19 protein-coding genes and 6 tRNA genes are annotated in these 22,197 nt (G+C 32.2%); 22 read left to right on the top strand and 3 right to left on the bottom strand.

What is annotated here, in order from left to right:
* Positions 1-4 precede the first annotated feature (4 nt).
* The 20 genes from KV700_RS06345 (at position 5) to KV700_RS06250 (ending at position 17,834) form a co-directional block, all read left to right on the top strand.
* On the top strand, positions 5-892 hold the full coding sequence (locus KV700_RS06345; RefSeq protein ID WP_218599533.1) for a helix-hairpin-helix domain-containing protein: 888 nt from the start codon (positions 5-7) through the stop codon (positions 890-892).
* A gap of 25 nt (positions 893-917) precedes the next feature.
* On the top strand, positions 918-2,084 hold the full coding sequence (locus tag KV700_RS06340; RefSeq protein ID WP_166385078.1) for an acyl-CoA dehydrogenase family protein: 1,167 nt from the start codon (positions 918-920) through the stop codon (positions 2,082-2,084).
* Positions 2,085-2,577: 493 nt separating this feature from the next.
* Positions 2,578-2,775, top strand: a complete 198-nt coding sequence (gene rpsU / locus KV700_RS06335) for a 30S ribosomal protein S21 (protein WP_036822200.1) — start codon at positions 2,578-2,580, stop codon at positions 2,773-2,775.
* A gap of 174 nt (positions 2,776-2,949) precedes the next feature.
* Positions 2,950-3,843, top strand: coding sequence for a tyrosine-type recombinase/integrase (locus KV700_RS06330; RefSeq protein ID WP_218599532.1), 894 nt, complete (start codon positions 2,950-2,952; stop codon positions 3,841-3,843).
* Between the two features lie 3 nt (positions 3,844-3,846).
* Positions 3,847-4,155, top strand: coding sequence for a ribosome-associated translation inhibitor RaiA (gene raiA / locus KV700_RS06325; protein WP_165732787.1), 309 nt, complete (start codon positions 3,847-3,849; stop codon positions 4,153-4,155).
* Between the two features lie 105 nt (positions 4,156-4,260).
* Positions 4,261-4,334: transfer RNA gene (locus KV700_RS06320), tRNA-Thr, on the top strand.
* Between the two features lie 53 nt (positions 4,335-4,387).
* Positions 4,388-4,469: transfer RNA gene (locus KV700_RS06315), tRNA-Tyr, on the top strand.
* A gap of 16 nt (positions 4,470-4,485) precedes the next feature.
* A tRNA-Gly gene (locus KV700_RS06310) sits at positions 4,486-4,558 on the top strand.
* Between the two features lie 15 nt (positions 4,559-4,573).
* Positions 4,574-4,646: transfer RNA gene (locus tag KV700_RS06305), tRNA-Thr, on the top strand.
* Positions 4,647-4,707: 61 nt separating this feature from the next.
* Positions 4,708-5,895 carry an elongation factor Tu gene (tuf, locus tag KV700_RS06300; protein WP_218599531.1) on the top strand — a complete coding sequence of 396 codons (1,188 nt, stop codon included), beginning with the start codon at positions 4,708-4,710 and terminating at the stop codon, positions 5,893-5,895.
* Positions 5,896-5,984: 89 nt separating this feature from the next.
* A tRNA-Trp gene (locus KV700_RS06295) sits at positions 5,985-6,056 on the top strand.
* Between the two features lie 18 nt (positions 6,057-6,074).
* Positions 6,075-6,272, top strand: a complete 198-nt coding sequence (gene secE, locus KV700_RS06290) for a preprotein translocase subunit SecE (RefSeq protein WP_068450831.1) — start codon at positions 6,075-6,077, stop codon at positions 6,270-6,272.
* Between the two features lie 2 nt (positions 6,273-6,274).
* Positions 6,275-6,826 carry a transcription termination/antitermination protein NusG gene (gene nusG, locus KV700_RS06285; RefSeq protein ID WP_068450834.1) on the top strand — a complete coding sequence of 184 codons (552 nt, stop codon included), beginning with the start codon at positions 6,275-6,277 and terminating at the stop codon, positions 6,824-6,826.
* A gap of 76 nt (positions 6,827-6,902) precedes the next feature.
* Positions 6,903-7,340 (top strand): 50S ribosomal protein L11, encoded by a 438-nt coding sequence (gene rplK, locus KV700_RS06280; protein ID WP_068450837.1) that lies wholly within the window; start codon positions 6,903-6,905, stop codon positions 7,338-7,340.
* 20 nt (positions 7,341-7,360) lie between these two features.
* Positions 7,361-8,050, top strand: coding sequence for a 50S ribosomal protein L1 (gene rplA / locus KV700_RS06275; protein WP_166385070.1), 690 nt, complete (start codon positions 7,361-7,363; stop codon positions 8,048-8,050).
* A 19-nt stretch (positions 8,051-8,069) separates the two neighbouring features.
* Positions 8,070-8,588: a 50S ribosomal protein L10 gene (rplJ, locus tag KV700_RS06270; RefSeq protein WP_166385068.1), complete on the top strand. Its 519-nt coding sequence runs from the start codon at positions 8,070-8,072 to the stop codon at positions 8,586-8,588.
* 50 nt (positions 8,589-8,638) lie between these two features.
* Positions 8,639-9,013, top strand: a complete 375-nt coding sequence (gene rplL, locus KV700_RS06265) for a 50S ribosomal protein L7/L12 (RefSeq protein WP_166385066.1) — start codon at positions 8,639-8,641, stop codon at positions 9,011-9,013.
* Between the two features lie 147 nt (positions 9,014-9,160).
* The gene (rpoB, locus tag KV700_RS06260) at positions 9,161-12,970 is read left to right on the top strand and encodes a DNA-directed RNA polymerase subunit beta (RefSeq protein WP_166385064.1); all 3,810 of its coding nucleotides are present in this window, start codon (positions 9,161-9,163) and stop codon (positions 12,968-12,970) included.
* Between the two features lie 79 nt (positions 12,971-13,049).
* Complete coding sequence (gene rpoC / locus KV700_RS06255) at positions 13,050-17,324, top strand: DNA-directed RNA polymerase subunit beta' (RefSeq protein ID WP_218599530.1); 4,275 nt, start codon at positions 13,050-13,052, stop codon at positions 17,322-17,324.
* A gap of 198 nt (positions 17,325-17,522) precedes the next feature.
* The gene (locus tag KV700_RS06250; protein WP_166385060.1) at positions 17,523-17,834 is read left to right on the top strand and encodes a DUF3467 domain-containing protein; all 312 of its coding nucleotides are present in this window, start codon (positions 17,523-17,525) and stop codon (positions 17,832-17,834) included.
* 47 nt (positions 17,835-17,881) lie between these two features.
* On the opposite strand, the gene KV700_RS06245 is transcribed toward KV700_RS06250, so the two are convergent.
* The 3 genes from KV700_RS06245 to aroC all read right to left on the bottom strand — a co-directional run bounded on the left by KV700_RS06245 (position 17,882) and on the right by aroC (position 21,008).
* On the bottom strand, positions 17,882-18,769 hold the full coding sequence (locus KV700_RS06245) for a carboxylesterase family protein (protein WP_302849992.1): 888 nt from the start codon (positions 18,767-18,769) through the stop codon (positions 17,882-17,884).
* Position 18,770: 1 nt separating this feature from the next.
* A complete protein-coding gene (locus KV700_RS06240; RefSeq protein ID WP_218599528.1) occupies positions 18,771-19,865 on the bottom strand; it encodes a heparan-alpha-glucosaminide N-acetyltransferase domain-containing protein in 1,095 nt (364 codons plus the stop codon).
* A gap of 78 nt (positions 19,866-19,943) precedes the next feature.
* Positions 19,944-21,008 carry a chorismate synthase gene (gene aroC, locus KV700_RS06235; protein WP_166385054.1) on the bottom strand — a complete coding sequence of 355 codons (1,065 nt, stop codon included), beginning with the start codon at positions 21,006-21,008 and terminating at the stop codon, positions 19,944-19,946.
* Positions 21,009-21,254: 246 nt separating this feature from the next.
* Here aroC and KV700_RS06230 point away from each other — a divergent pair.
* Both KV700_RS06230 and KV700_RS06225 read left to right on the top strand, forming a co-directional pair.
* Positions 21,255-21,339, top strand: a tRNA-Ser gene (locus KV700_RS06230).
* Between the two features lie 439 nt (positions 21,340-21,778).
* A complete protein-coding gene (locus tag KV700_RS06225) occupies positions 21,779-22,168 on the top strand; it encodes a hypothetical protein (RefSeq protein ID WP_254712987.1) in 390 nt (129 codons plus the stop codon).
* Positions 22,169-22,197 lie beyond the last annotated feature (29 nt).

Below are 22,197 nucleotides of genomic sequence, written 5' to 3'. Positions count from 1 at the left end.
TTTTATGAAAATATTAAAATCCCATTTCTGGTATCACAAAAGCCAAAGAAATGGGATTTTCTTTTTAATACTACTTATCCTTATCGTACAGTCGATAATTGTTTTTGGTAATTTTTCTTCGGATGACAAAATAGACCTCAATTCTAAACAGGTTTTAGCATTTCATCAACAAATAGACAGTTTACGAACGATTGAAATAGAAAATAGAAAGCCTAAAATTTATCCCTTTAATCCTAACTATATTACAGATAGTAAAGGAGAGCAATTAGGGATGTCTATAAAAGAAATAGACAGGTTATTAACGTTTAGAAAAACAAATAAATTTGTCAACTCAAAAAGTGAGTTTCAAAAAGTAACCCAAATTTCTGATTCATTATTACATAAAATTGCACCGTATTTTAAATTTCCAGATTGGGTTGTAAATCAAAATTTAAATTCTTCATTAAAAGGAGCAAAGCAATCTTATTATAAAAAGAAGGAAAAGAAAGTTTCTACTACTGATATCAATAAAGCAACTGCAGAAGATTTTAAAACGATTAATGGAATTGGAGATGCTTTCTCTGAACGAATTGTAAAGTATAGAACAAGATTACAAGGCTTTTCTATAGAAGATCAACTGAAAGAGGTTTGGGGTTTAGATAAAGAAGTTGCAAATAAAGTCTTATCAAAATTCACAATTGTTGATAAACCAATTATCAGCAAAATAAATGTAAATACAGCTACATTTAAAGAGCTTTTAAAGAATCCTTATATAGATTATACGCTTTGTAAAAAGATTTTTGAATATAGAGATGAAGTGGCCGAACTTCAAAATATTTCTGAATTAAAAAATATCAAAGATTTTCCTTTAGATAAATATGAGAGAATAGTCTTATATTTGGAGACTGAATAATAAACACAAACACATTTATTTGCTTATGAGCAGTATGTATTTTACTGAAGAGCACGAAGCTTTCCGTGCAAGTTTTAAAGAGTTTTTGAAAAAAGAAGTAATTCCTCATATAGATAAATGGGAAAAAGAAGGTAGTATAGAACGTTTTATTTGGAAGAAATTCGGAGAAATGGGCTATTTCGGTTTAAATACTCCAGAAGAGTTCGGAGGCTTAAATTTAGATCTATTTTATACAGTTATCTTCTTAGAAGAATTACAGAAAGTTAATTCAGGTGGTTTTGCAGCAGCAATGTGGGCACACGAATATTTAGCCATGACACATTTAGCTAAAGAAGGAGATGATTTTATTAAAAATAAATATTTAACACCAAGTATAGAAGGAAATATGATTGGTTGTATGTGTATCACCGAACCATTTGGCGGGTCAGATGTTGCGGGTATGCGCTCTACAGCAATTAAGCAAGGAGATACATATATTTTAAACGGTTCTAAAACCTTTATTACAAACGGAGTTTATTCAGATTATTTAATTGTAGCTGCAAAAACAGATCCTTCAGATAAGTATAAAGGAATTAGCATTTTTGTGGTAGATAGAGCATCAAAAGGACTTACAGCAACAAAGTTAGACAAGTTAGGTTGGAAAGCATCAGATACGGGAGAGATCGCGTTTGATAATGTAGAAATTCCTGCAGAAAATTTATTAGGAGACGAAGGGAAAGGTTTTCCTTATATTATGCAGCATTTTGCATTAGAAAGATTGGTAATGGGGGTAAATGCACATGCAAGAGCAGAATTTGCACTAGACTATGCTTTAACCTATATGCAAGAACGAATTGCTTTTGGTAAGTCTTTAGATAAATTTCAAGTATTAAGACATAAAATAGCAGAAATGGCAAGTAGAGTAGATATGTGTAAAGAATACAACTACTCAATTACAAAACGACTTAATGACGGACAATATGTGGTAAAAGAAGCAAGTATGTCTAAATTGCTCTCTACTAAAATGGCAGACGAAGTTATTTATGACGCACTGCAAATGTTAGGTGGTTATGGTTATATGGAAGATTATCCGATGGCACGTCTATTAAGAGATAGTAGATTAGGACCAATAGGAGGAGGAACCTCAGAAATCTTAAAAGAGATTATCGCAAAGATTGTAATTGATAAGAAAGAATATAAACCAGCAACATAAGGTTTCCAAAATACCCTGCAAGGTTTCCAAAACCTTGTAGGTATCAATTCAAAAATTTTAATTTTTGAATACACTGAACACTGAACACTGAACACTGAACACTGAACACTGAACACTGAACACTGAACACTGAACACTGAACACTGAACACTGAACACTGAACACTGAACACTGAACACTGAACACTGAACACTGAACACTGAACATTGAACACTGAACACTGAACACTGAACACTGAACACTGAACACTGAACACTGAACACTCTTTTTAAGGCGTTCCCAAAAGGTCGGGCTTTCACTACTCGCTTTTTTCGTACCTCAAAAGAGCTCAAACAAGCCGTTCAATCCCTAACGCAAAAACATATTTAAAATATATTGTAATAACTAATTGTCAATTCATAATTTGTAATTACATTTGCAATCCAAAAAATAAAAATAATAGTTTAAATACTATTCTAAAATATAAAGAGACTATGAAGGGAGGTGCCAACTTATGTTAATTATACCAATTAAAGAAGGAGAGAATATCGATAGAGCTTTAAAACGTTACAAGAGAAAATTTGATCGTACAAAAACGATGAAAAACTTGCGTGCAAGAAAGAACTTCACAAAACCTTCTGTAGCAAACAGAGCTCAAAGAATTAAAGCTTCTTACGTTCAGAGATTAAGAACACAAGAAGAAGTAGGTTAATGAAACTCAATTTTAATAAGTCTGTAAGACGAAATTAAAATTGTAAGTTGAATTAATCCCAATTTTTATTGGGATCTCTACTTAATTCTAAGAAATAAAACCCGTATTGAATCTTCAATACGGGTTTTTTGTGTTCAATTTTTTGTAATTTTACTTACACTTAATGCTAATAATTTGATTGATCCTTTTCTAGAATACCTGTCCTTAGAGAAAAAGTACTCTATACATACTATTACTGCTTATAAAAACGATTTAATCTCTTTTAGAGATTTTTTAGAGACAGCCTATGATCAAGAAAGTTTATTAGAAGTGCATTATCCACAAATTAGAAGTTGGATTGTTTTTTTAGTAGATACTCAAATATCAAACAGAACCATTAATAGAAAGGTAAGTTCTTTAAAGTCTTTTTATAGATTTTCACAAAAAACAAAACAGATAGCATTAAATCCGCTTTCTAAACATAAAGCCTTAAAAACAGAAAAGAGAGTTCAGGTACCTTTTACTGCAAAAGAAATTAATGAGGTTATCAATCAAATAGAAAAAGAGGTAGATGTTACTTTTACTTCTATTAGAAATAAATTAATTGTAGAGTTATTTTATTCCACCGGTATTCGAAGAGCAGAGTTAATTAATATAAAAGAAAGAGACGTTAGTTTATCAGATAAAACGATAAAAGTATTGGGGAAAAGAAATAAAGAACGCTTTGTACCTTTATTAGATACTGTTATTCAAACATTAAAACGATATTTAAAATTTAAACAAGAATTTACAATTGGTTTAGATGAGCTTTTTATTACTGAAAAAGGAAATAAAATTTATGAAACTCTTGTTTACAGAATTATTAATACTTACTTTAGTCAAGTCTCTTCAAAGCAGAAAAAAAGCCCTCATATATTAAGGCATTCTTTTGCTACACATCTGTTAAATGAAGGCGCAGATATAAATTCAGTTAAAGAGTTGTTAGGGCATTCATCTTTAGCATCAACGCAAGTCTATACACAAAATAGTCTTACAGTTATTAAAAAAGTATATAACCAGGCTCACCCTAAGAGTCATAAAACACAGTAAAATATGAAAGTATTCACGCAATCAGTTAATTTTAATGCAGATAAGGAACTTATAGCATATGTAGATGAAAAGGTTTTATCATTAACTAAATTTCACGATAAGATAGTTGACGCAGAAGTTTTTTTAAAAGTGATCAATACTAGCGATAAAGAAAATAAAGTTACAGAAGTTAAGATAAATATACCTGGAAGTGAGCTTATCATAAAAAGAGAGGCAAAAACCTTTGAAGAGGGCGTTAATGCTGCTGTTGACAATTTAAAAAGACAGTTAAAAAGGTCTAAAGAAAAGCTTCGAGATTCTGTTAATTCATAAAAATGAAAAAAAAAGTAAAAAAACTTTAAAAAAAGTTTTGAAAACTGAAATAACTTCGTACATTTGCAATCCGTTAGAAATAGCGGATTGTTTTTTGCATCAAAAGCCGATGTAGCTCAGCTGGCTAGAGCAGCTGATTTGTAATCAGCAGGTCGTGGGTTCGAGTCCCTCCATCGGCTCAAAAACAATAAAATTGCGAAAGCAATTAAGTTCATTAAAATAGTAAATTAAAGGGGAGATACTCAAGCGGCCAACGAGGACGGACTGTAACTCCGTTGACTACGTCTTCGCAGGTTCGAATCCTGCTCTCCCCACAATTTACATGTTAACGCGAAAGTAGCTCAGTTGGTAGAGCGTCAGCCTTCCAAGCTGAATGTCGCCGGTTCGAACCCGGTCTTTCGCTCAAAATTATCAACAGGCCGGTGTAGCTCAGTTGGTAGAGCGCATCCTTGGTAGGGATGAGGTCGTGAGTTCAAATCTCATCGCTGGCTCATTTAAAGGGTATTTTTTACACATTATATATATTTAAACTAAGAATTAAAATTAATAAACATGGCAAAGGCAACTTTCGATCGTTCAAAACCACACCTTAACATAGGTACTATTGGACACGTAGATCACGGTAAAACAACTTTAACTGCTGCTATTACTAAAGTATTAGCTGATGCAGGATTTTCTGAAGCAAAATCTTTCGATCAGATTGATAATGCACCAGAAGAAAAAGAAAGAGGTATTACAATTAACACTTCTCACGTAGAGTATCAAACAGCTAATCGTCACTACGCGCACGTTGACTGTCCAGGTCACGCGGATTACGTAAAGAACATGGTAACTGGTGCTGCTCAAATGGACGGTGCTATTTTAGTTGTTGCTGCAACGGATGGACCAATGCCTCAAACTAGAGAGCATATCTTATTAGGTCGTCAGGTTGGTATTCCTCGTATGGTTGTATTCATGAATAAAGTGGATATGGTTGATGATGAAGAATTAATCGAATTAGTAGATATGGAAGTAAGAGAATTACTTTCTTTCTATGAATATGATGGTGATAATGGACCGGTAATTGCTGGATCTGCATTAGGTGCACTTAACGGTGAGCAAAAATGGGTTGATACTGTTTTAGAGTTAATGGAAGCAGTTGATAATTGGATCGAAGAGCCTTTAAGAGAAGTTGATAAGCCTTTCTTAATGCCAGTTGAGGATGTATTCTCTATTACTGGACGTGGTACTGTTGCAACTGGTCGTATTGAGACTGGTATTGCTAACACTGGAGATGTTGTAGATATTATTGGTATGGGAGCTGAGAAAATGACTTCTACTATTACTGGTATTGAAATGTTCCGTCAAATCTTAGATAGAGGTGAGGCTGGAGATAATGCAGGTATCTTATTAAGAGGTATTGCTAAAGAAGATATAAAAAGAGGAATGGTAATCTGTAAGCCAGGTTCTGTAACTCCTCATGGTAAATTTAAGGCAGAAGTTTATGTTCTTAAAAAAGAAGAAGGTGGACGTCATACTCCATTCCATAACAACTATCGTCCTCAGTTCTATGTAAGAACTACAGATGTTACTGGTACAATTAATTTACCTGATGGTGTTGAAATGGTTATGCCAGGAGATAACTTAACTATTACAGTAGATTTAATCCAACCAATTGCATTAAATATTGGTTTACGTTTTGCAATCCGTGAGGGTGGTAGAACTGTAGGAGCAGGTCAGGTTACTGAATTATTAGACTAATATTATTAGACTAATATTATTAGTTTTTAATAAATAAATTCTAAGGGTGTTCCGTTTCTAACGGAACGCCTTTAATATTGAATTAAAATACGGGCGTAGTTCAGCGGTAGAGCACTGGTCTCCAAAACCAGCTGTCGGGAGTTCGAATCTCTCCGCCCGTGCAATTAAAAATAAGAAAAATGAACTTTATACAATACATCAAAGATTCTTTTGACGAATTAAGCAATCACATGACGTGGGTAACTAAAGAAGAAGCTCAAAAAACTACAGTAACTGTTGCTGTTTTTACGATTGTATTTGCTTTAGCTGTAGCTGGTATAGATTATGTTTTTCAAACAGGATTAGATAACTTTTTTGGAATGTTTAAATCTAACTAATTATGGCAGCTGATTCAGTAATGAAGTGGTATGTTGTTAGAGCCATTGGAGGACAAGAAAATAAAGTAAAAGCTTACATAGAAACAGAAATTTCTAGAGTAGGATTATCAGATTATGTTAGTCAGGTAATTGTACCAACTGAAAAAGTTATTCAGATTAGAAATGGGAAAAAAGTAAACAGAGAAAGAGTATATTTTCCTGGTTATATTATGGTTGAAGCTAATCTATCTGGAGAAGTTCCTCACGTAATTAAAGGTATAACAGGTGTTATTGGTTTTTTAGGAGAAGTTAAAGGTGGTGAACCTGTTCCTATGCGTAAATCTGAAGTTAACAGAATGTTAGGTAAAGTTGACGAACTATCAATACAAGATGAAAATATTGCAATTCCTTTTAATATCGGTGAAACTGTAAAAGTTGTAGATGGTCCTTTTAATGGATTTGATGGAACTATTGAGAAAGTGAATGAAGAAAAGCGTAAGCTTGAAGTAATGGTGAAAATATTCGGAAGAAAAACACCATTGGAATTAAGTTATATGCAAGTAGAAAAAATATAATTGTTACACAAATATATATTGATATCGATTTATTTTTTGGCTTCCAACTAAGAATAAATCATTAAACATTTTTAAAATGGCAAAAGAAGTTAGTAAAGTAGTTAAGTTACAAGTAAAGGGAGGCGCAGCGAATCCATCGCCGCCGGTTGGACCTGCTTTAGGAGCTGCTGGTGTTAACATTATGGAGTTCTGTAAACAGTTTAATGCAAGAACGCAAGACAAACAAGGTAAAGTTTTACCTGTTGTTATTACTGTTTTCAAAGATAAATCATTCGATTTTCTTGTAAAGACTCCTCCTGCAGCAGTTCAGTTACTAGAAGCAGCCAAAATTAAAAAAGGTTCAGGAGAACCAAACAGGAAAAAAGTAGCATCAGTTACTTGGGATCAAATTAAAGTTATTGCAGAAGACAAAATGGTAGATTTAAATGCCTTTGAAATTTCTTCAGCAATGCGTATGATTGCAGGTACAGCTCGTTCTATGGGATTAACAGTAAAAGGTAATGCACCAGCATAAACTTTATAAAAAGTAGTAAAATGGCAAAATTAACAAAAAAGCAAAAAGAAGCTCACGCAAAGTTAGATAGCTCTAAATCTTATGATTTAGCAGCGGCTTCAGCGCTAGTCAAAGACATTACTAATGTAAAGTTTGATGCATCAGTAGATTTAGCAATACGTTTAGGAGTAGATCCTCGTAAAGCTAATCAAATGGTTCGTGGTGTAGTAACATTACCTCATGGAACAGGAAAAGATGTAAAAGTTTTAGCATTAGTAACTCCAGATAAAGAAGCAGAAGCTACAGCAGCAGGTGCAGATTATGTTGGGTTAGATGAATACCTTCAGAAAATTAAAGGAGGATGGACAGATGTAGACGTAATTATTACCATGCCAAGTGTAATGGGGAAATTAGGTCCTTTAGGAAGAATTTTAGGTCCTAGAGGTTTAATGCCAAACCCAAAAACTGGTACGGTAACTATGGATGTTGCAAAAGCTGTTACAGATGTAAAAGCTGGTAAAATTGACTTTAAAGTTGATAAAACTGGTATCGTTCATGCTGCAATTGGAAAAGTATCTTTTGATGCTCAAAAAATTGAGGAAAATGCAAACGAGTTAATACAAACAATTCTTAAACTTAAACCAACAACAGCAAAAGGAACGTATGTAAAAAGCGTTTTTATGTCTAGTACGATGAGTCCTAGTATAGCTGTTGAGGTGAAAACTGTTTAATACGTTAAAACTTATAATTATGACTAGAGAAGAGAAATCACAAGTAATACAAGATTTAACAGCAGTATTAGCAGATACAAATACGTTATATTTAGCAGATATTTCTGGGTTAAATGCACAAACTACCTCTAATTTACGTAGAGCTTGTTTTAAAGCAGGTATTCAGTTATCAGTTGTTAAAAATACATTACTTGCAAAAGCAATGGAAGCTTCAGATAAAGAATTTGGAGACTTACCAACAGTATTAAAAGGTAATACATCAATGATGATTTCTGAAGCAGCAAATGCTCCAGCAAAATTAATCAAAGAATTCAGAAAGAAAACTAAGAATAAGCCTGTTTTAAAAGGTGCATTTGCAGAAGAATCTGTTTACATTGGTGATGATCAATTAGATGCTTTAGTAGATATTAAATCTAGAGAAGAGCTTATTGGTGAAATCATTGGATTATTACAGTCTCCAGCTAAAAATGTTATTTCAGCATTACAGTCTGGTGGACAAACAATTTCAGGTATCCTTAAGACTTTATCTGAAAAATAATTACGCGCACAAATAAACTATAATAAACAAAATTTTTAAAAACAATTAAAATGGCAGAATTAAAAGATTTCGCAGAGCAATTAGTTAACTTAACAGTAAAAGAAGTTAATGAATTAGCTACTATTTTAAAAGATGAATATGGTATTGAGCCAGCAGCAGCAGCAGTAGCAGTAGCAGGTCCAGCAGCAGGAGGAGAAGAAGCAGCAGATGAGCAAACTGAATTTGATGTTATCTTAACAGCAGCAGGTTCTTCTAAATTAGCAGTTGTAAAATTAGTTAAAGAATTAACTGGTTTAGGATTAAAAGAAGCTAAAGGTATCGTAGATAGCGCACCAGCAGCAGTAAAAGAAGGTATCTCTAAAGATGAGGCTGAAGGTCTTAAAAAATCTTTAGAAGAAGCTGGAGCTGAGGTAGAGCTTAAGTAATCATTTACTCCCGAGTTCGAGTAATCGAAACGGGAAAACAAATTTAGGTTTAGGTACTAAGAACTAACGTTTTTAGACCTAAACCATTTTGTGTATATATTCGTTTTTTATTTTTATTTCAGATTTTAATCAAAAAAATATTCTCTTTTGGCAACGAAAAACACTACTGAAAGAATCAACTTCGCTACTTCTCAAATGATTAAGGAATATCCAGACTTTTTGGATATTCAGGTAAAATCTTTTCAAGATTTTTTCCAACTTCAAACTAAGGCAGAAGAAAGAGGTGAAGAAGGTTTGTATAAAACCTTCATGGATAACTTTCCAATTACAGATACAAGAAATCAATTCGTTTTAGAATTTTTAGATTACTTCGTAGACCCACCAAGATACTCTATACAAGAATGTATAGAAAGAGGTCTAACGCACAGTGTGCCCTTAAAAGCACGTCTAAAATTGTACTGTACAGATCCAGAACATGAAGATTTCGAAACTATTGTACAAGATGTATATCTTGGTACAATACCTTATATGACTAACTCTGGTACCTTTGTAATTAATGGTGCAGAGCGTGTTGTTGTTTCTCAATTACACAGGTCTCCTGGTGTATTCTTCGGACAATCTTTCCATGCAAATGGTACAAAATTATATTCAGCAAGGGTAATACCTTTTAAAGGTTCTTGGATAGAATTTGCTACCGATATCAATCAAGTAATGTATGCTTATATTGATAGAAAGAAAAAATTACCAGTAACAACATTATTCAGAGCAATCGGTTTTGAAAGAGATAAAGATATTTTAGAGATATTTGACCTTGCAGAAGAGGTAAAGGTTTCTAAAGCTGGATTAAAAAAAGTATTAGGTCGCAAATTAGCAGCTAGAGTTTTAAAAACTTGGCATGAAGATTTTGTGGATGAAGATACTGGTGAAGTTGTATCAATCGAAAGAAATGAAATAATTTTTGATCGTGATACAATTTTAGATAAAGAACATATTGATGAAATAATAGAGGCAGGTGCTAAAACCGTTTTACTTCATAAAGAAGATAACGATATGGCAGATTATGCTATTATTCATAATACTTTACAGAAAGATCCTACCAATTCTGAAAAAGAAGCAGTAGAGCATATCTATAGACAACTACGTAATGCAGAACCGCCAGATGAGGAGACTGCAAGAGGTATTATAGATAAGTTATTCTTTTCTGAACAAAGATATAATTTAGGTGAAGTTGGTCGTTTTAGAATGAACACTAAACTTCAGTTAAATGAACCTATTGATCAAAAAGTATTAACAAAATTAGATATTATAACTATTATTAAATATTTAATTGAGTTAATCAACTCTAAAGCAGAGGTAGATGATATTGATCACTTATCTAACAGACGTGTAAGAACTGTTGGTGAGCAATTAGCAGGTCAGTTTGGTGTTGGTTTAGCTCGTATGGCTAGAACAATTCGTGAGCGTATGAATGTACGTGATAACGAGGTGTTTACACCAATCGATTTAATTAATGCTAAAACATTATCATCTGTAATTAACTCATTCTTTGGTACCAACCAATTGTCTCAGTTTATGGATCAAACGAATCCATTAGCAGAGATTACTCACAAGCGTAGATTATCTGCACTAGGGCCAGGTGGTTTATCTAGAGAAAGAGCTGGTTTTGAGGTACGTGATGTTCACTATACTCATTATGGTCGTTTATGTCCAATTGAAACTCCTGAGGGACCGAATATTGGTTTAATTTCTTCACTTTCTGTTTTTGCAAAAGTGAATAATTTAGGATTTATCGAGACTCCATATAGAAAAGTTGTAGAAGGTGTTGTTGGAAATGAAGAGCCAATTTATTTAAGTGCAGAGGAAGAAGAGGGAATGAAATTTGCTCAATCTAACTTAGAATTAGATAAAGATGGAAGATTTGTTGCTGAAAGAATGATTTCACGTGAAGGTGGTGATTTCCCAGTTGTTAGTCCAGAAGAGATTAACTTCATGGATGTTGCACCTAATCAAATTGCTTCAATTTCTGCATCTTTAATTCCTTTCTTGGAACATGATGATGCGAATAGAGCATTGATGGGATCTAACATGATGCGTCAAGCAGTTCCATTATTAAGACCAGAATCTCCAATTGTAGGTACAGGTTTAGAGCGTAGAGTTGCAAAAGATTCTCGTATCTTAATCAATGCTGAAGGAGCTGGAGAAGTTACTTATGTAGATGCTAACAAAATTACAATTAAGTATGATAGAACAGAAGAGGAAAAACTTGTAAGTTTTGAATCTGATGAAGTTTCTTATAACTTAATTAAATTTAGAAAAACGAATCAAGGAACAAACATCAACCTAAAACCGATTGTAGAAAAAGGTGATAGAGTTGAAGAAGGACAAGTTCTTTGTGAAGGTTATGCAACACAAAAAGGAGAATTAGCTTTAGGTAGAAACATGAAAGTAGCCTTTATGCCTTGGAAAGGGTATAACTTTGAGGATGCGATTGTAATTTCTGAAAAAGTAGTTCGTGAAGATATATTTACATCTATTCATATTGATGAGTATTCTTTAGACGTAAGAGATACAAAATTAGGAACTGAAGAGTTAACTAATGATATCCCTAACGTTTCTGAAGAAGCTACCAAAGATTTAGATGAAAATGGAATGATTAGAATTGGAGCAGAAGTGAATCCTGGTGATATCTTAATTGGTAAGATTACACCAAAAGGAGAATCTGATCCTACTCCAGAAGAAAAATTATTACGTGCTATTTTTGGTGATAAAGCAGGTGATGTAAAAGATGCATCATTAAAAGCTTCTCCATCATTAAGAGGTGTAGTAATTGATAAAAAATTATTTAGAAGAGCTGTTAAAGATAAAAACAAGAGATTAAGAGATAAAGAAGCAGTAGCTAAGTTAGAAGCTTCTTTTGTATCTAAATTCGAAGGTTTAAAAGATGTTTTAATAGACAAGTTGTTTTTACTTATCAGTGGAAAGACTTCGCAAGGAGTTTACAATGATTTAGGTGAAGAAGTTTTACCAAAAGGTAAAAAATATACACTTAAAATGTTAAATTCTGTTGATGATTATATTCACTTAACAGGTTCTTGGACAACGGATAAAGACTTAAATAGTTTTGTAGGTGAATTAGTTCACAATTACAAAATTAAAGTAAACGATTTACAAGGTTCTTTACGTCGTCAAAAATTTACAATCTCTGTTGGAGATGAATTGCCAGCAGGTATTTTAAAACTTGCTAAAGTTTATATCGCTAAGAAACGTAAGTTAAAAGTGGGTGATAAAATGGCAGGACGTCACGGAAATAAAGGTATTGTTGCTCGTATTGTACGTGCAGAAGATATGCCTTTCTTAGAAGACGGAACTCCAGTTGATATCGTATTAAATCCATTAGGGGTACCTTCTCGTATGAATATTGGTCAGATTTATGAAACTGTTCTTGGTTGGGCAGGTCAAAAATTAGGAACTAAATATGCAACACCAATTTTTGATGGAGCATCTTTAGACCAGATTAATGAGATTACGGATACAGCAGGTGTACCAAGATTTGGACATACTTATTTATATGATGGTGGAACAGGAAAACGTTTCGATCAGCCGGCAACAGTTGGTATCATTTATATGATTAAGTTAGGTCACATGATTGAAGATAAAATGCATGCGCGTTCTATTGGACCATATTCATTAATTACACAACAACCTTTAGGTGGTAAAGCACAATTTGGGGGTCAGCGTTTTGGAGAGATGGAAGTTTGGGCACTTGAGGCTTATGGTGCATCAAGTATCTTAAGAGAAATCTTAACTGTGAAATCGGATGATGTTATGGGAAGAGCTAAAACATACGAAAGTATTGTGAAAGGTGAAGCTATGCCAGAACCAGGTTTACCAGAGTCGTTTAACGTATTAATGCATGAACTTAAAGGTTTAGGTTTAGACGTTAGATTAGAAGAATAAATTTTTTCAGTAACCAATAACCAGTTACAATTTTGTAACTGGTTATTGAATACTGCCAACTGAATACTTATCAAAAGACATGGCAAGAAAACAAGAGAAATACACTGTAAAAAAGTTTAACAAAATCTCAATTGGTTTATCCTCACCAGAAGCTATTTTAGAAATTTCTAAAGGTGAAGTTTTAAAACCAGAAACTATAAATTACCGTACACACAAGCCAGAAAGAGATGGTTTATTTTGTGAGCGTATTTTTGGTCCTGTAAAGGATTATGAATGTGCTTGTGGAAAGTACAAAAGAATTCGCTACAAAGGTATCGTTTGTGATAGATGTGGTGTAGAAGTAACTGAAAAGAAAGTACGTAGAGAAAGAGTAGGGCATATCAACTTAGTTGTGCCTGTTGCTCATATTTGGTATTTTAGATCATTACCTAACAAAATGGGGTACCTTTTAGGTTTGCCATCTAAGAAGTTAGATATGATTATTTACTACGAGAGATACGTAGTAATTCAACCAGGTATTGCAAAGAATGTGGAAGGAGAGCCATTACAAAAAATGGATTTCTTAACGGAAGAGGAATATTTAGATATTGCTGATGAGTTACCACAAGATAACCAATATTTAGATGATACTGACCCTAACAAGTTTATCGCTAAAATGGGTGCTGAATGTTTAATTGATTTATTAGCGCGCATCGATTTAGATGGGTTGTCTTTTGAATTAAGACATAAAGCAAATACAGAAACGTCTAAACAACGTAAAACGGAAGCTTTAAAACGTTTAAATGTTGTTGAAGCATTTAGAGACTCTCAGAAAAATAGAGAGAATCATCCAGAATGGATGATTATGAAAGCTGTACCAGTTATTCCACCAGAATTAAGACCTTTAGTTCCTTTAGATGGTGGACGTTTTGCAACTTCAGATTTAAATGATCTTTATAGAAGAGTTATTATTAGAAACAATCGTTTAAAAAGATTGGTTGAAATAAAAGCTCCAGAAGTTATTTTACGTAATGAGAAACGTATGTTACAAGAATCAGTAGATTCTTTATTTGACAATACACGTAAATCATCTGCAGTAAAAACTGAATCTAACAGACCTTTAAAATCTTTATCAGATTCATTAAAAGGTAAACAAGGACGTTTCCGTCAGAATTTATTAGGAAAGCGTGTTGATTATTCTGCACGTTCTGTAATTGTTGTTGGACCAGAAATGAAATTATCTGAATGTGGATTGCCAAAAGATATGGCAGCTGAACTTTACAAGCCTTTTGTAATTAGAAAACTAATTGAAAGAGGAATTGTAAAAACAGTTAAATCTGCAAAGAAAATAATAGATAGAAAAGAACCAGTTGTTTGGGATATTTTAGAAAATGTAATTAAAGGACATCCAGTTTTATTAAACAGGGCTCCTACATTACACAGACTAGGTATACAAGCTTTTCAACCAAAATTAATTGAAGGAAAAGCAATTCAATTACACCCATTAGCATGTTCTGCATTTAATGCGGATTTTGATGGGGATCAAATGGCAGTTCACTTACCATTAGGACCAGAAGCTATTTTAGAAGCGCAATTATTAATGTTAGCTTCTCATAATATTTTAAATCCTGCAAATGGTGCACCAGTAACAGTTCCTTCTCAGGATATGGTACTTGGTTTATACTATATGACTAAAGAGAGAATCTCTACTCCAGAAGTTAAAATTAAAGGAGAAGGATTAACTTTTTATTCACCAGAAGAAGTAACGATTGCTTTTAACGAAGAAATGGTTGACTTAAATGCTGGAATTAAAGTAAGAACTTACGACGTTGATGAGAACGGAGAACAAGTTAGAAAAATAATTCAAACTACTGTTGGTAGAGTTTTATTTAACGAAGTTGTTCCTGCGAAAGCTGGTTACATTAACGAGGTATTAACTAAGAAAAACTTACGTGGAATTATTGGTGGTATTTTAAAAGCTACAGATATTCCTACAACAGGAGAATTCTTAGATAATATTAAAAATATGGGATATAAATTTGCCTTCCAAGGTGGTTTATCTTTCTCATTAGGGGATATTATTATTCCTAAAGAAAAACAATCTATGATTGATGAAGCCAACAAAGAGGTAGATATCATTGTAGGGAATTATAACATGGGTATGTTAACGCAAAAAGAGCGTTATAATCAGGTAATTGATATTTGGGGTAGAACCAATAACGATTTAACTGAATTATCTATGAAACGTTTACGTGAAGATCAACAAGGTTTCAACTCGGTATACATGATGCTTGATTCTGGTGCAAGGGGTTCTAAGGAGCAGATTCGTCAGTTAACAGGTATGCGTGGATTAATGGCAAAACCTAAGAAATCTACTGCAGGTGGTGGAGAAATTATTGAGAACCCGATTCTTTCTAACTTTAAGGAAGGTTTATCAATTCTTGAATACTTTATTTCTACTCACGGTGCTCGTAAGGGACTTGCGGATACGGCTTTAAAAACGGCAGATGCTGGTTACTTAACTCGTAGATTAGTAGATGTTTCGCAAGATGTTATCGTTAATGAAGAAGATTGTGGTACATTAAGAGGGTTAGAAGTAGCTCCTTTAAAGAAAAATGATGAGATTGTAGAATCTTTATCAGAAAGAATTGAAGGTAGAGTTTCATTAAATGATGTATATCACCCGTTAACAGAAGAGGTTCTTTTAAAAGCAAATCAACCAATTTCTTATCAATTAGCAGTAGCTGTTGAAAAGTCTGGAATTGATGCTGTAGAAGTAAGATCTGCTTTAACTTGTGAATCTACAAAAGGTATTTGTGCTAAATGTTACGGACAGAGTTTATCTACTCTTAACAAGGTACAAATTGGTGAGGCAGTTGGTGTAATTGCAGCACAATCTATTGGAGAACCTGGTACACAGTTAACATTACGTACATTCCACGTTGGTGGGGTTGCAGGTAATATTTCTGAAGAGAATAAATTAATTGCTAAGTTTGACGGTAAAGTTGTTATAGATGATTTACGTACAGTAACTGGTAAAGACAATGAAGGTAAAGAAATTGACATTGTAATTTCTAGAACAGCAGAGATTAAAATTATAGATAAGAAAACAGGAATTACTCAAAGTACAAATATCCTTCCTTATGGTTCTATTATTTTTGATAAAGATATAAAATCAATTAAAAAAGGAGATGCTATTGTACAATGGGATCCATTTAATGGTGTTATTGTTTCTGAGTTTGGAGGAAAAGTGAAGTTTGATAATCTACAACAAGGTATTAACTACTCTGTAGAAGTAGATGAGCAAACAGGTTTCCAAGAGATTGTAATGATCGATTCTAAAAACAAAAAAATCATTCCATCTTTAATTATTGAAGATAATGATGGTAATGCTTTACGTTCTTATAGTTTGCCTTTAGGTGCACACTTAATGGTAACTGATGGAGATAAAGTAGAAAGTGGTCATACTTTAGTTAAAATACCAAGAAAATCTGGTAAAGCTGGGGATATTACAGGAGGTTTGCCACGTGTAACAGAATTATTCGAAGCACGTAATCCTTCTAATCCATCTGTTGTTTCTGAGATTGATGGTGTTGTTTCTTTCGGTAAAATTAAACGTGGAAATAGAGAAATCATCGTTGAGTCTAAAACTGGAGATATTAGCAAGTATTTAGTAAAACTTTCTAATCAGATTTTAGTTCAAGAAAATGACTTTATTAAAGCTGGTATGCCATTATCAGACGGAGCAACCACTCCTTCAGATATTTTAAGAATTCAGGGACCATCTGCAGTACAAATGTACTTGGTAAATGAAATTCAAGAAGTATATCGTTTACAAGGTGTAAAAATTAATGATAAGCATTTTGAGGTTGTTGTTCGTCAAATGATGCGTAAAGTTAAAATTATAGATTCTGGTGATACTTTATTATTAGAGAATCAATTAGTTCATAAAATTGACTTTATCAAAGACAACGATGATATTTTTGGAATGAAGGTTGTTGAAGATGCTGGAGATTCAGAAAACTTAAATGCAGGTCAAATTATTACTGCGCGTCAATTAAGAGATGAAAATTCTTTATTAAGAAGAAATGATCAAAACTTAGTAACTGCAAGAGAGGCTAAACCGGCAACGGCAGAGCAAGTTTTACAAGGTATTACAAGAGCATCACTTCAAACAAAATCGTTTATTTCTGCAGCTTCTTTCCAGGAAACTACAAAAGTATTAAACGAGGCTGCTGTTAGTGGTAAAATAGATACATTAGAAGGCTTAAAAGAAAATGTAATTGTTGGTAAGAGAATTCCAGCAGGAACAGGTATGAGAGCTTATGAAAACATTCTAGTTGGTCCTAAAGACGAAATAGAAAAAAGTTTCTAAATAAACTTAACGTGAAAACGTTTTAAAGTTAAATTATTTAAAAGTTGAATTGTTTAGACGTACTTAGGTGCACTATTCAATTCAACTTTTTTCTATTTTATATCTTTTATTATATATAAAGGTGAAGTTTTACGCGTATAATTCATTTTTTTTTACGATTTTACAGCTACTAGAATTAACAAAGAGACAAATTTAATTATGGAAGAAAATACAAACAAAGACGGACAAATAAATATTGAGTTAGATCAAGAAATTGCGGAAGGTACATATTCTAATTTAGCAATTATTAATCATTCTATGTCAGAATTTATTGTAGATTTTATTAATATCATGCCAGGTGTACCCAAGGCAAAAGTAAAATCTAGAATTATATTAACCCCACAACATGCAAAAAGGTTAACACAAGCTTTGGCAGATAATGTTAGAAAGTTTGAAGAGCAGCATGGTGAAATTAGAGATTATGAACAACCTCCAATTCCTATGAATTTTGGACCCACAGGTCAAGCATAAAAAAAAAGCGAAACTTTTAAAGTTTCGCTTTTTTTACTAATTAAAATCTAAATTGTTGTTTCTATCTGTCTATTTTTCCGATTTAAAACATCATAATATAAAAAATCTATAATCTCTTTTTTACATTGATAAATAGGTCTAGCATTCCAACTATGATTTCCATTTTTTACGCTGTACAAATAATAGGGTTTATTTATTGACTTTAATTTACCTGCAATTGCTTTAGAACCAAAAAGATTTAAATAGCCTACAGATTTTAACTTACAATAATGATGAGAATCTATGTTATAAGGAACTAAATTATCTTGTACGCCATGAAATAACTGTGTAGGAATTGCTGTTTCTATTGTTATTTTGTCAATAGAAGTTACAGCACCAGACATAGCAATAACACCTGCAAATTTAAAATTTGGATTTAAAATTTTATTGCTATAAACATATGCTAAATTTAAAACGGCTTCAGCACCTGCACTAGAACCCACTAAAATTATTTTATCAGTATCTATTTTAAACTTGTTTTTACGACGTAAAAAATATTTTACAGCATAACTTATATCTTGAGACACATCGTTAAATGCTTCTATTTTTAATGCTGATTTTATCTTACAACCAAAACCTTTGTTTTTCATGGTTAACCTGTATGAAATGGAAGCTACTGCATAGCCATATTGTACCATTTCTTCGGCAAAATCTGTTGCAATTTTATCTTTTCTATCACCACCAGAAAAACCTCCTCCATGAACATATATTAATAAAGGAACTTTTCCGGTTCTTTTTTTAGGTTTATAAAATTCGAACTTCAAATTTTTCTCTTTTTTTATTCGATGATAAGTATACGTTCTCTTAGAGAATTTAGTATTCTTTTCTAAGTACCTTTCTTGAGAAAAGCTGGACAAAAAAAATAAAATTAAAAAAAAAGATAATAGTGCTTTCATTTTATGCTTTTAGTTTCAATTTATGAAAGAGTTTTCTTAAATTTAAATATAAAAAAGTATTTGTTTTTGCGTAATAAAAAGATAATAAACAAACAGTTACTAAGAATAGTATTGCCCCAGGTATTGCTTGCATTGGAGTTAAGTTTTTACCAATTATACTATTTAATCCATACCCCGTAAAGCTGCCATAAATAATTATGAAATGAATAACATAAATTGACAGTGTTTGTTGTCCTACTTTTAAAATTAACGGTTTTTTAAAATATTTTTCTAATCCGTAAAAAAAAGAAAAAATCAGTAATACATTTCCTAGTCTAGTAAACAAGTAGTTATAGCTAGCCGAATCCATTAATAATTGGTTGCGAAATAGTTTTGAGAAGTAAACAAGTATATCTGAGGAGTAAAAAATTAGAATACCTCCAAAAATGGTAAAAGAAGTAATAATTATTTTTTTAAAACTTTTTTTAAATACATTTTTATTAAAAATTGTTGCTAAAAATGCACCAAAACAGACATAACCAGACCAAGGAATAATTGTAAATACAGATCCATTGGTTTTAGAAACATAATTGTTTAAAAATATGGGAATAGAGGTTAGGTTTAAGTTTCTATACAAAGGTTCTGTAATAAATATAGTAAAGCCAAAGAGTAATGTTACTATAGAAAAAAGTATTGTTTTTTTATTACAGATAAAATAGAAACATATAATTAATATAAGACTTAATCCTATTATTTGTAGTACATCAATGATCAAAAAGTAAGGATCAAATTTTCCGGCTAACCAACAAAAAAAAGGAATTCTTAATAAATAACCAATACCAATTAAAAAGAACCCCCTAGTTATTCCTTTTACCATTCTTTGCTTTTCTAATCCTTTCTCTTTTGCTTTTAATAAAAGATAAGTGAAAATTAATCCAGAAATAGTAAAAAAAGTTGGAGCTGTAATACCTCTAAAGTATGACCAAATAATAAAAATAGGATGATTTAAATCTCGATAAGAAGTATCTAAAAGTGTATCAATAAAATGCCCTTGTAGCATCATTAAGATAGCAAAAGCCCTAACAATATCAATAAAATATAATCTATTTATATCCATAGAAATAATCTATTTACCGTTAAAGGTAAGGCCATTTAGAGTTTTTATAATTTTGTTATGTTTTAAAAAGTATGTAAACTATATTTGTCTCGTTTTATTTAATAACCAAAAGTCAGCTAATACTAAAGCTGTCATAGCTTCTACAATAGGCACAGCTCTTGGTACTACACAAGGGTCATGACGACCTTTACCTGTAATTTCTGTAACTTCATATTCTGAGTTTATGGTTTGTTGAGAGCTCATTATGGTGGCAACAGGTTTAAAAGCAACTCTAAAGTAAATATCCATGCCATTACTTATACCTCCTTGTATACCTCCAGATAAATTAGATTGTGTAGAGCCATCTTCATTAAAAACATCGTTATGATCTGAACCTTTCATTTTTGCGCCACAAAAACCACTTCCAAATTCAAAACCTTTTACTGCATTTATAGATAACATTGCACTACCTAATTGTGCGTGTAATTTTTGAAATATAGGTTCTCCTAATCCTACAGGTACATTTTGGGCAACACAAGTTACGGTACCTCCAATAGTATCTCCTGCTTTTCTGATTTCCTGTATCTTATTGATCATTTTCTCTGCAGAATCTTCATCCGGACAACGCACAATATTACTCTCTGTTTTAGAAAAATCTAAATCTTGATACGGTTTATCTATAAAAATATCTCCTACAGAAGATGTAAATGCATTTATATTCATGCTTGCAATAAGCTGTTTTGCTAAAGCACCAGCAACTACCCAATTGGCGGTTTCACGTGCAGAACTTCTTCCGCCACCTCTATAATCTCTGTTTCCAAACTTTTTATCATATGTAAAATCTGCATGAGAAGGTCTATAGACATTGGTATTGTGGTTGTAATCTTTAGATTTTTGATTGGTGTTTCTAATAATAAAGCCAATAGAAGTACCTGTTGTTTTTCCTTCAAAAATACCTGAAAGAAACTCGACGGTATCTGGTTCTTTACGCTGTGTAACAATTTTAGATTGCCCAGGTTTACGCCTATCTAACTCATTTTGAATTGCTTCAAAATCTACCTCTAATCCTGCTGGGAACCCATCTATGACTCCGCCAATAGCAGTTCCATGAGATTCTCCATACGTTGTTACTTTTAATAAATTTCCAAAGGAATTAAATGACATAATTATATAATTAGAATAATAATGGCAAATATAATGAACTAGTATACAAGAATTCTAGATTTAGACTTTTTTGTAACGATTTCTAAAAAAAAAATAATAAATTAAAACACTTGATTTATAGGGAGATATGAATTTTCAGTAATGATATTCAAAAAAAAAATAAAATAAATCGTTTTTTATTTTCATAAACTAAAAAAGCTTTCTATATTTGCAGCCGCATTCAGAGCATATCTGATGAGACGCACTGGAGAAATGGCAGAGCGGTCGAATGCGGCAGTCTTGAAAACTGTTGACTGTAACAGGTCCGGGGGTTCGAATCCCTCTTTCTCCGCAAAAAGCCTTACATTTATGTAAGGCTTTTTTTTATTAAATATTATTATGATAAAATTACCGAATTATTTATAAGCAAGAGTTTACTTGTAGGTTGTTTAGCATTTTTATGGATTAAGATAATTTGAACTGTTTTCGGTTAAATTTCAATGCTTTCAAATTCACAGTATTTCTTGTATCTTTCTTTAATATTTTTTATTGAAATGTGCTTTCTCTAATTTTTTAATTTAGGTTAAAAGTCGTTTTTTAATAGATATCATTGGTTTTGCAGTTTACTAAGAAAAGTGAATGTTTTATTTGGAGTTAAGAATCTTTTATAAGAAAGATATATTAAGGAATGTTAGTTGCCCTGTTTTTAGTTAAATTTTTCTTAACTAAAATTTTATTATTTAATTTAGTGTACCTTTGTTATCAATATGAAGCAAGTTTCCCATAAAATAATGTCCTTTATAATGGCCATTGTAGTGTTATTCTCTACAATGTCTTTTGCTGTAAGCATGCATTATTGTGGCGATAATTTAGTGGAAACGGCCATGTTTCATAAAGCGAAAGGTTGCGGAATGGAAATGGAGAAGCCTTCTACTGAGGATTGTAAAGTAATCAAAAAGAATTGTTGTAGTGATAAACAATTTATGGTAGATGGTCAAGATGAATTACAGCTCCAAGTAGATGTTATTTCTTTTGAACAACAAGTGTTTTTAGCTTCATATATTTACTCTTATATCAACCTTTTTGAAGGTTTAGAAAACAATGTATCTTCTTACGGAGAATATGAACCACTGCTAGCTAACAGGCAAATCTTTAAGTTAGACGAGACCTATTTAATTTAATTTTAAACAATAGACTGTATTATCCAGTG

It is taken from the genome of Polaribacter sp. NJDZ03 (genome assembly GCF_019263805.1).
Taxonomy (GTDB): Bacteria; Bacteroidota; Bacteroidia; order Flavobacteriales; family Flavobacteriaceae; genus Polaribacter.
This window is presented reverse-complemented; position numbering and strand designations above follow the sequence as displayed.

What these genes read in the sequence shown, in the direction of transcription:
- KV700_RS06345 (WP_218599533.1), top strand. Translation starts at nt 5, where the DNA reads ATGAAAATATTAAAATCCCATTTCTGGTATCACAAAAGCCAAAGAAAT.
- KV700_RS06340 (WP_166385078.1), top strand. Translation starts at nt 918, where the DNA reads ATGAGCAGTATGTATTTTACTGAAGAGCACGAAGCTTTCCGTGCAAGT.
- rpsU (WP_036822200.1), top strand. Translation starts at nt 2,578, where the DNA reads ATGTTAATTATACCAATTAAAGAAGGAGAGAATATCGATAGAGCTTTA.
- raiA (WP_165732787.1), top strand. Translation starts at nt 3,847, where the DNA reads ATGAAAGTATTCACGCAATCAGTTAATTTTAATGCAGATAAGGAACTT.
- tuf (WP_218599531.1), top strand. Translation starts at nt 4,708, where the DNA reads ATGGCAAAGGCAACTTTCGATCGTTCAAAACCACACCTTAACATAGGT.
- secE (WP_068450831.1), top strand. Translation starts at nt 6,075, where the DNA reads ATGAACTTTATACAATACATCAAAGATTCTTTTGACGAATTAAGCAAT.
- nusG (WP_068450834.1), top strand. Translation starts at nt 6,275, where the DNA reads ATGGCAGCTGATTCAGTAATGAAGTGGTATGTTGTTAGAGCCATTGGA.
- rplK (WP_068450837.1), top strand. Translation starts at nt 6,903, where the DNA reads ATGGCAAAAGAAGTTAGTAAAGTAGTTAAGTTACAAGTAAAGGGAGGC.
- rplA (WP_166385070.1), top strand. Translation starts at nt 7,361, where the DNA reads ATGGCAAAATTAACAAAAAAGCAAAAAGAAGCTCACGCAAAGTTAGAT.
- rplJ (WP_166385068.1), top strand. Translation starts at nt 8,070, where the DNA reads ATGACTAGAGAAGAGAAATCACAAGTAATACAAGATTTAACAGCAGTA.
- rplL (WP_166385066.1), top strand. Translation starts at nt 8,639, where the DNA reads ATGGCAGAATTAAAAGATTTCGCAGAGCAATTAGTTAACTTAACAGTA.
- rpoC (WP_218599530.1), top strand. Translation starts at nt 13,050, where the DNA reads ATGGCAAGAAAACAAGAGAAATACACTGTAAAAAAGTTTAACAAAATC.
- KV700_RS06250 (WP_166385060.1), top strand. Translation starts at nt 17,523, where the DNA reads ATGGAAGAAAATACAAACAAAGACGGACAAATAAATATTGAGTTAGAT.
- KV700_RS06245 (WP_302849992.1), bottom strand. Translation starts at nt 18,769, where the DNA reads ATGAAAGCACTATTATCTTTTTTTTTAATTTTATTTTTTTTGTCCAGC.
- KV700_RS06240 (WP_218599528.1), bottom strand. Translation starts at nt 19,865, where the DNA reads ATGGATATAAATAGATTATATTTTATTGATATTGTTAGGGCTTTTGCT.
- aroC (WP_166385054.1), bottom strand. Translation starts at nt 21,008, where the DNA reads ATGTCATTTAATTCCTTTGGAAATTTATTAAAAGTAACAACGTATGGA.
- KV700_RS06225 (WP_254712987.1), top strand. Translation starts at nt 21,779, where the DNA reads ATGTCCTTTATAATGGCCATTGTAGTGTTATTCTCTACAATGTCTTTT.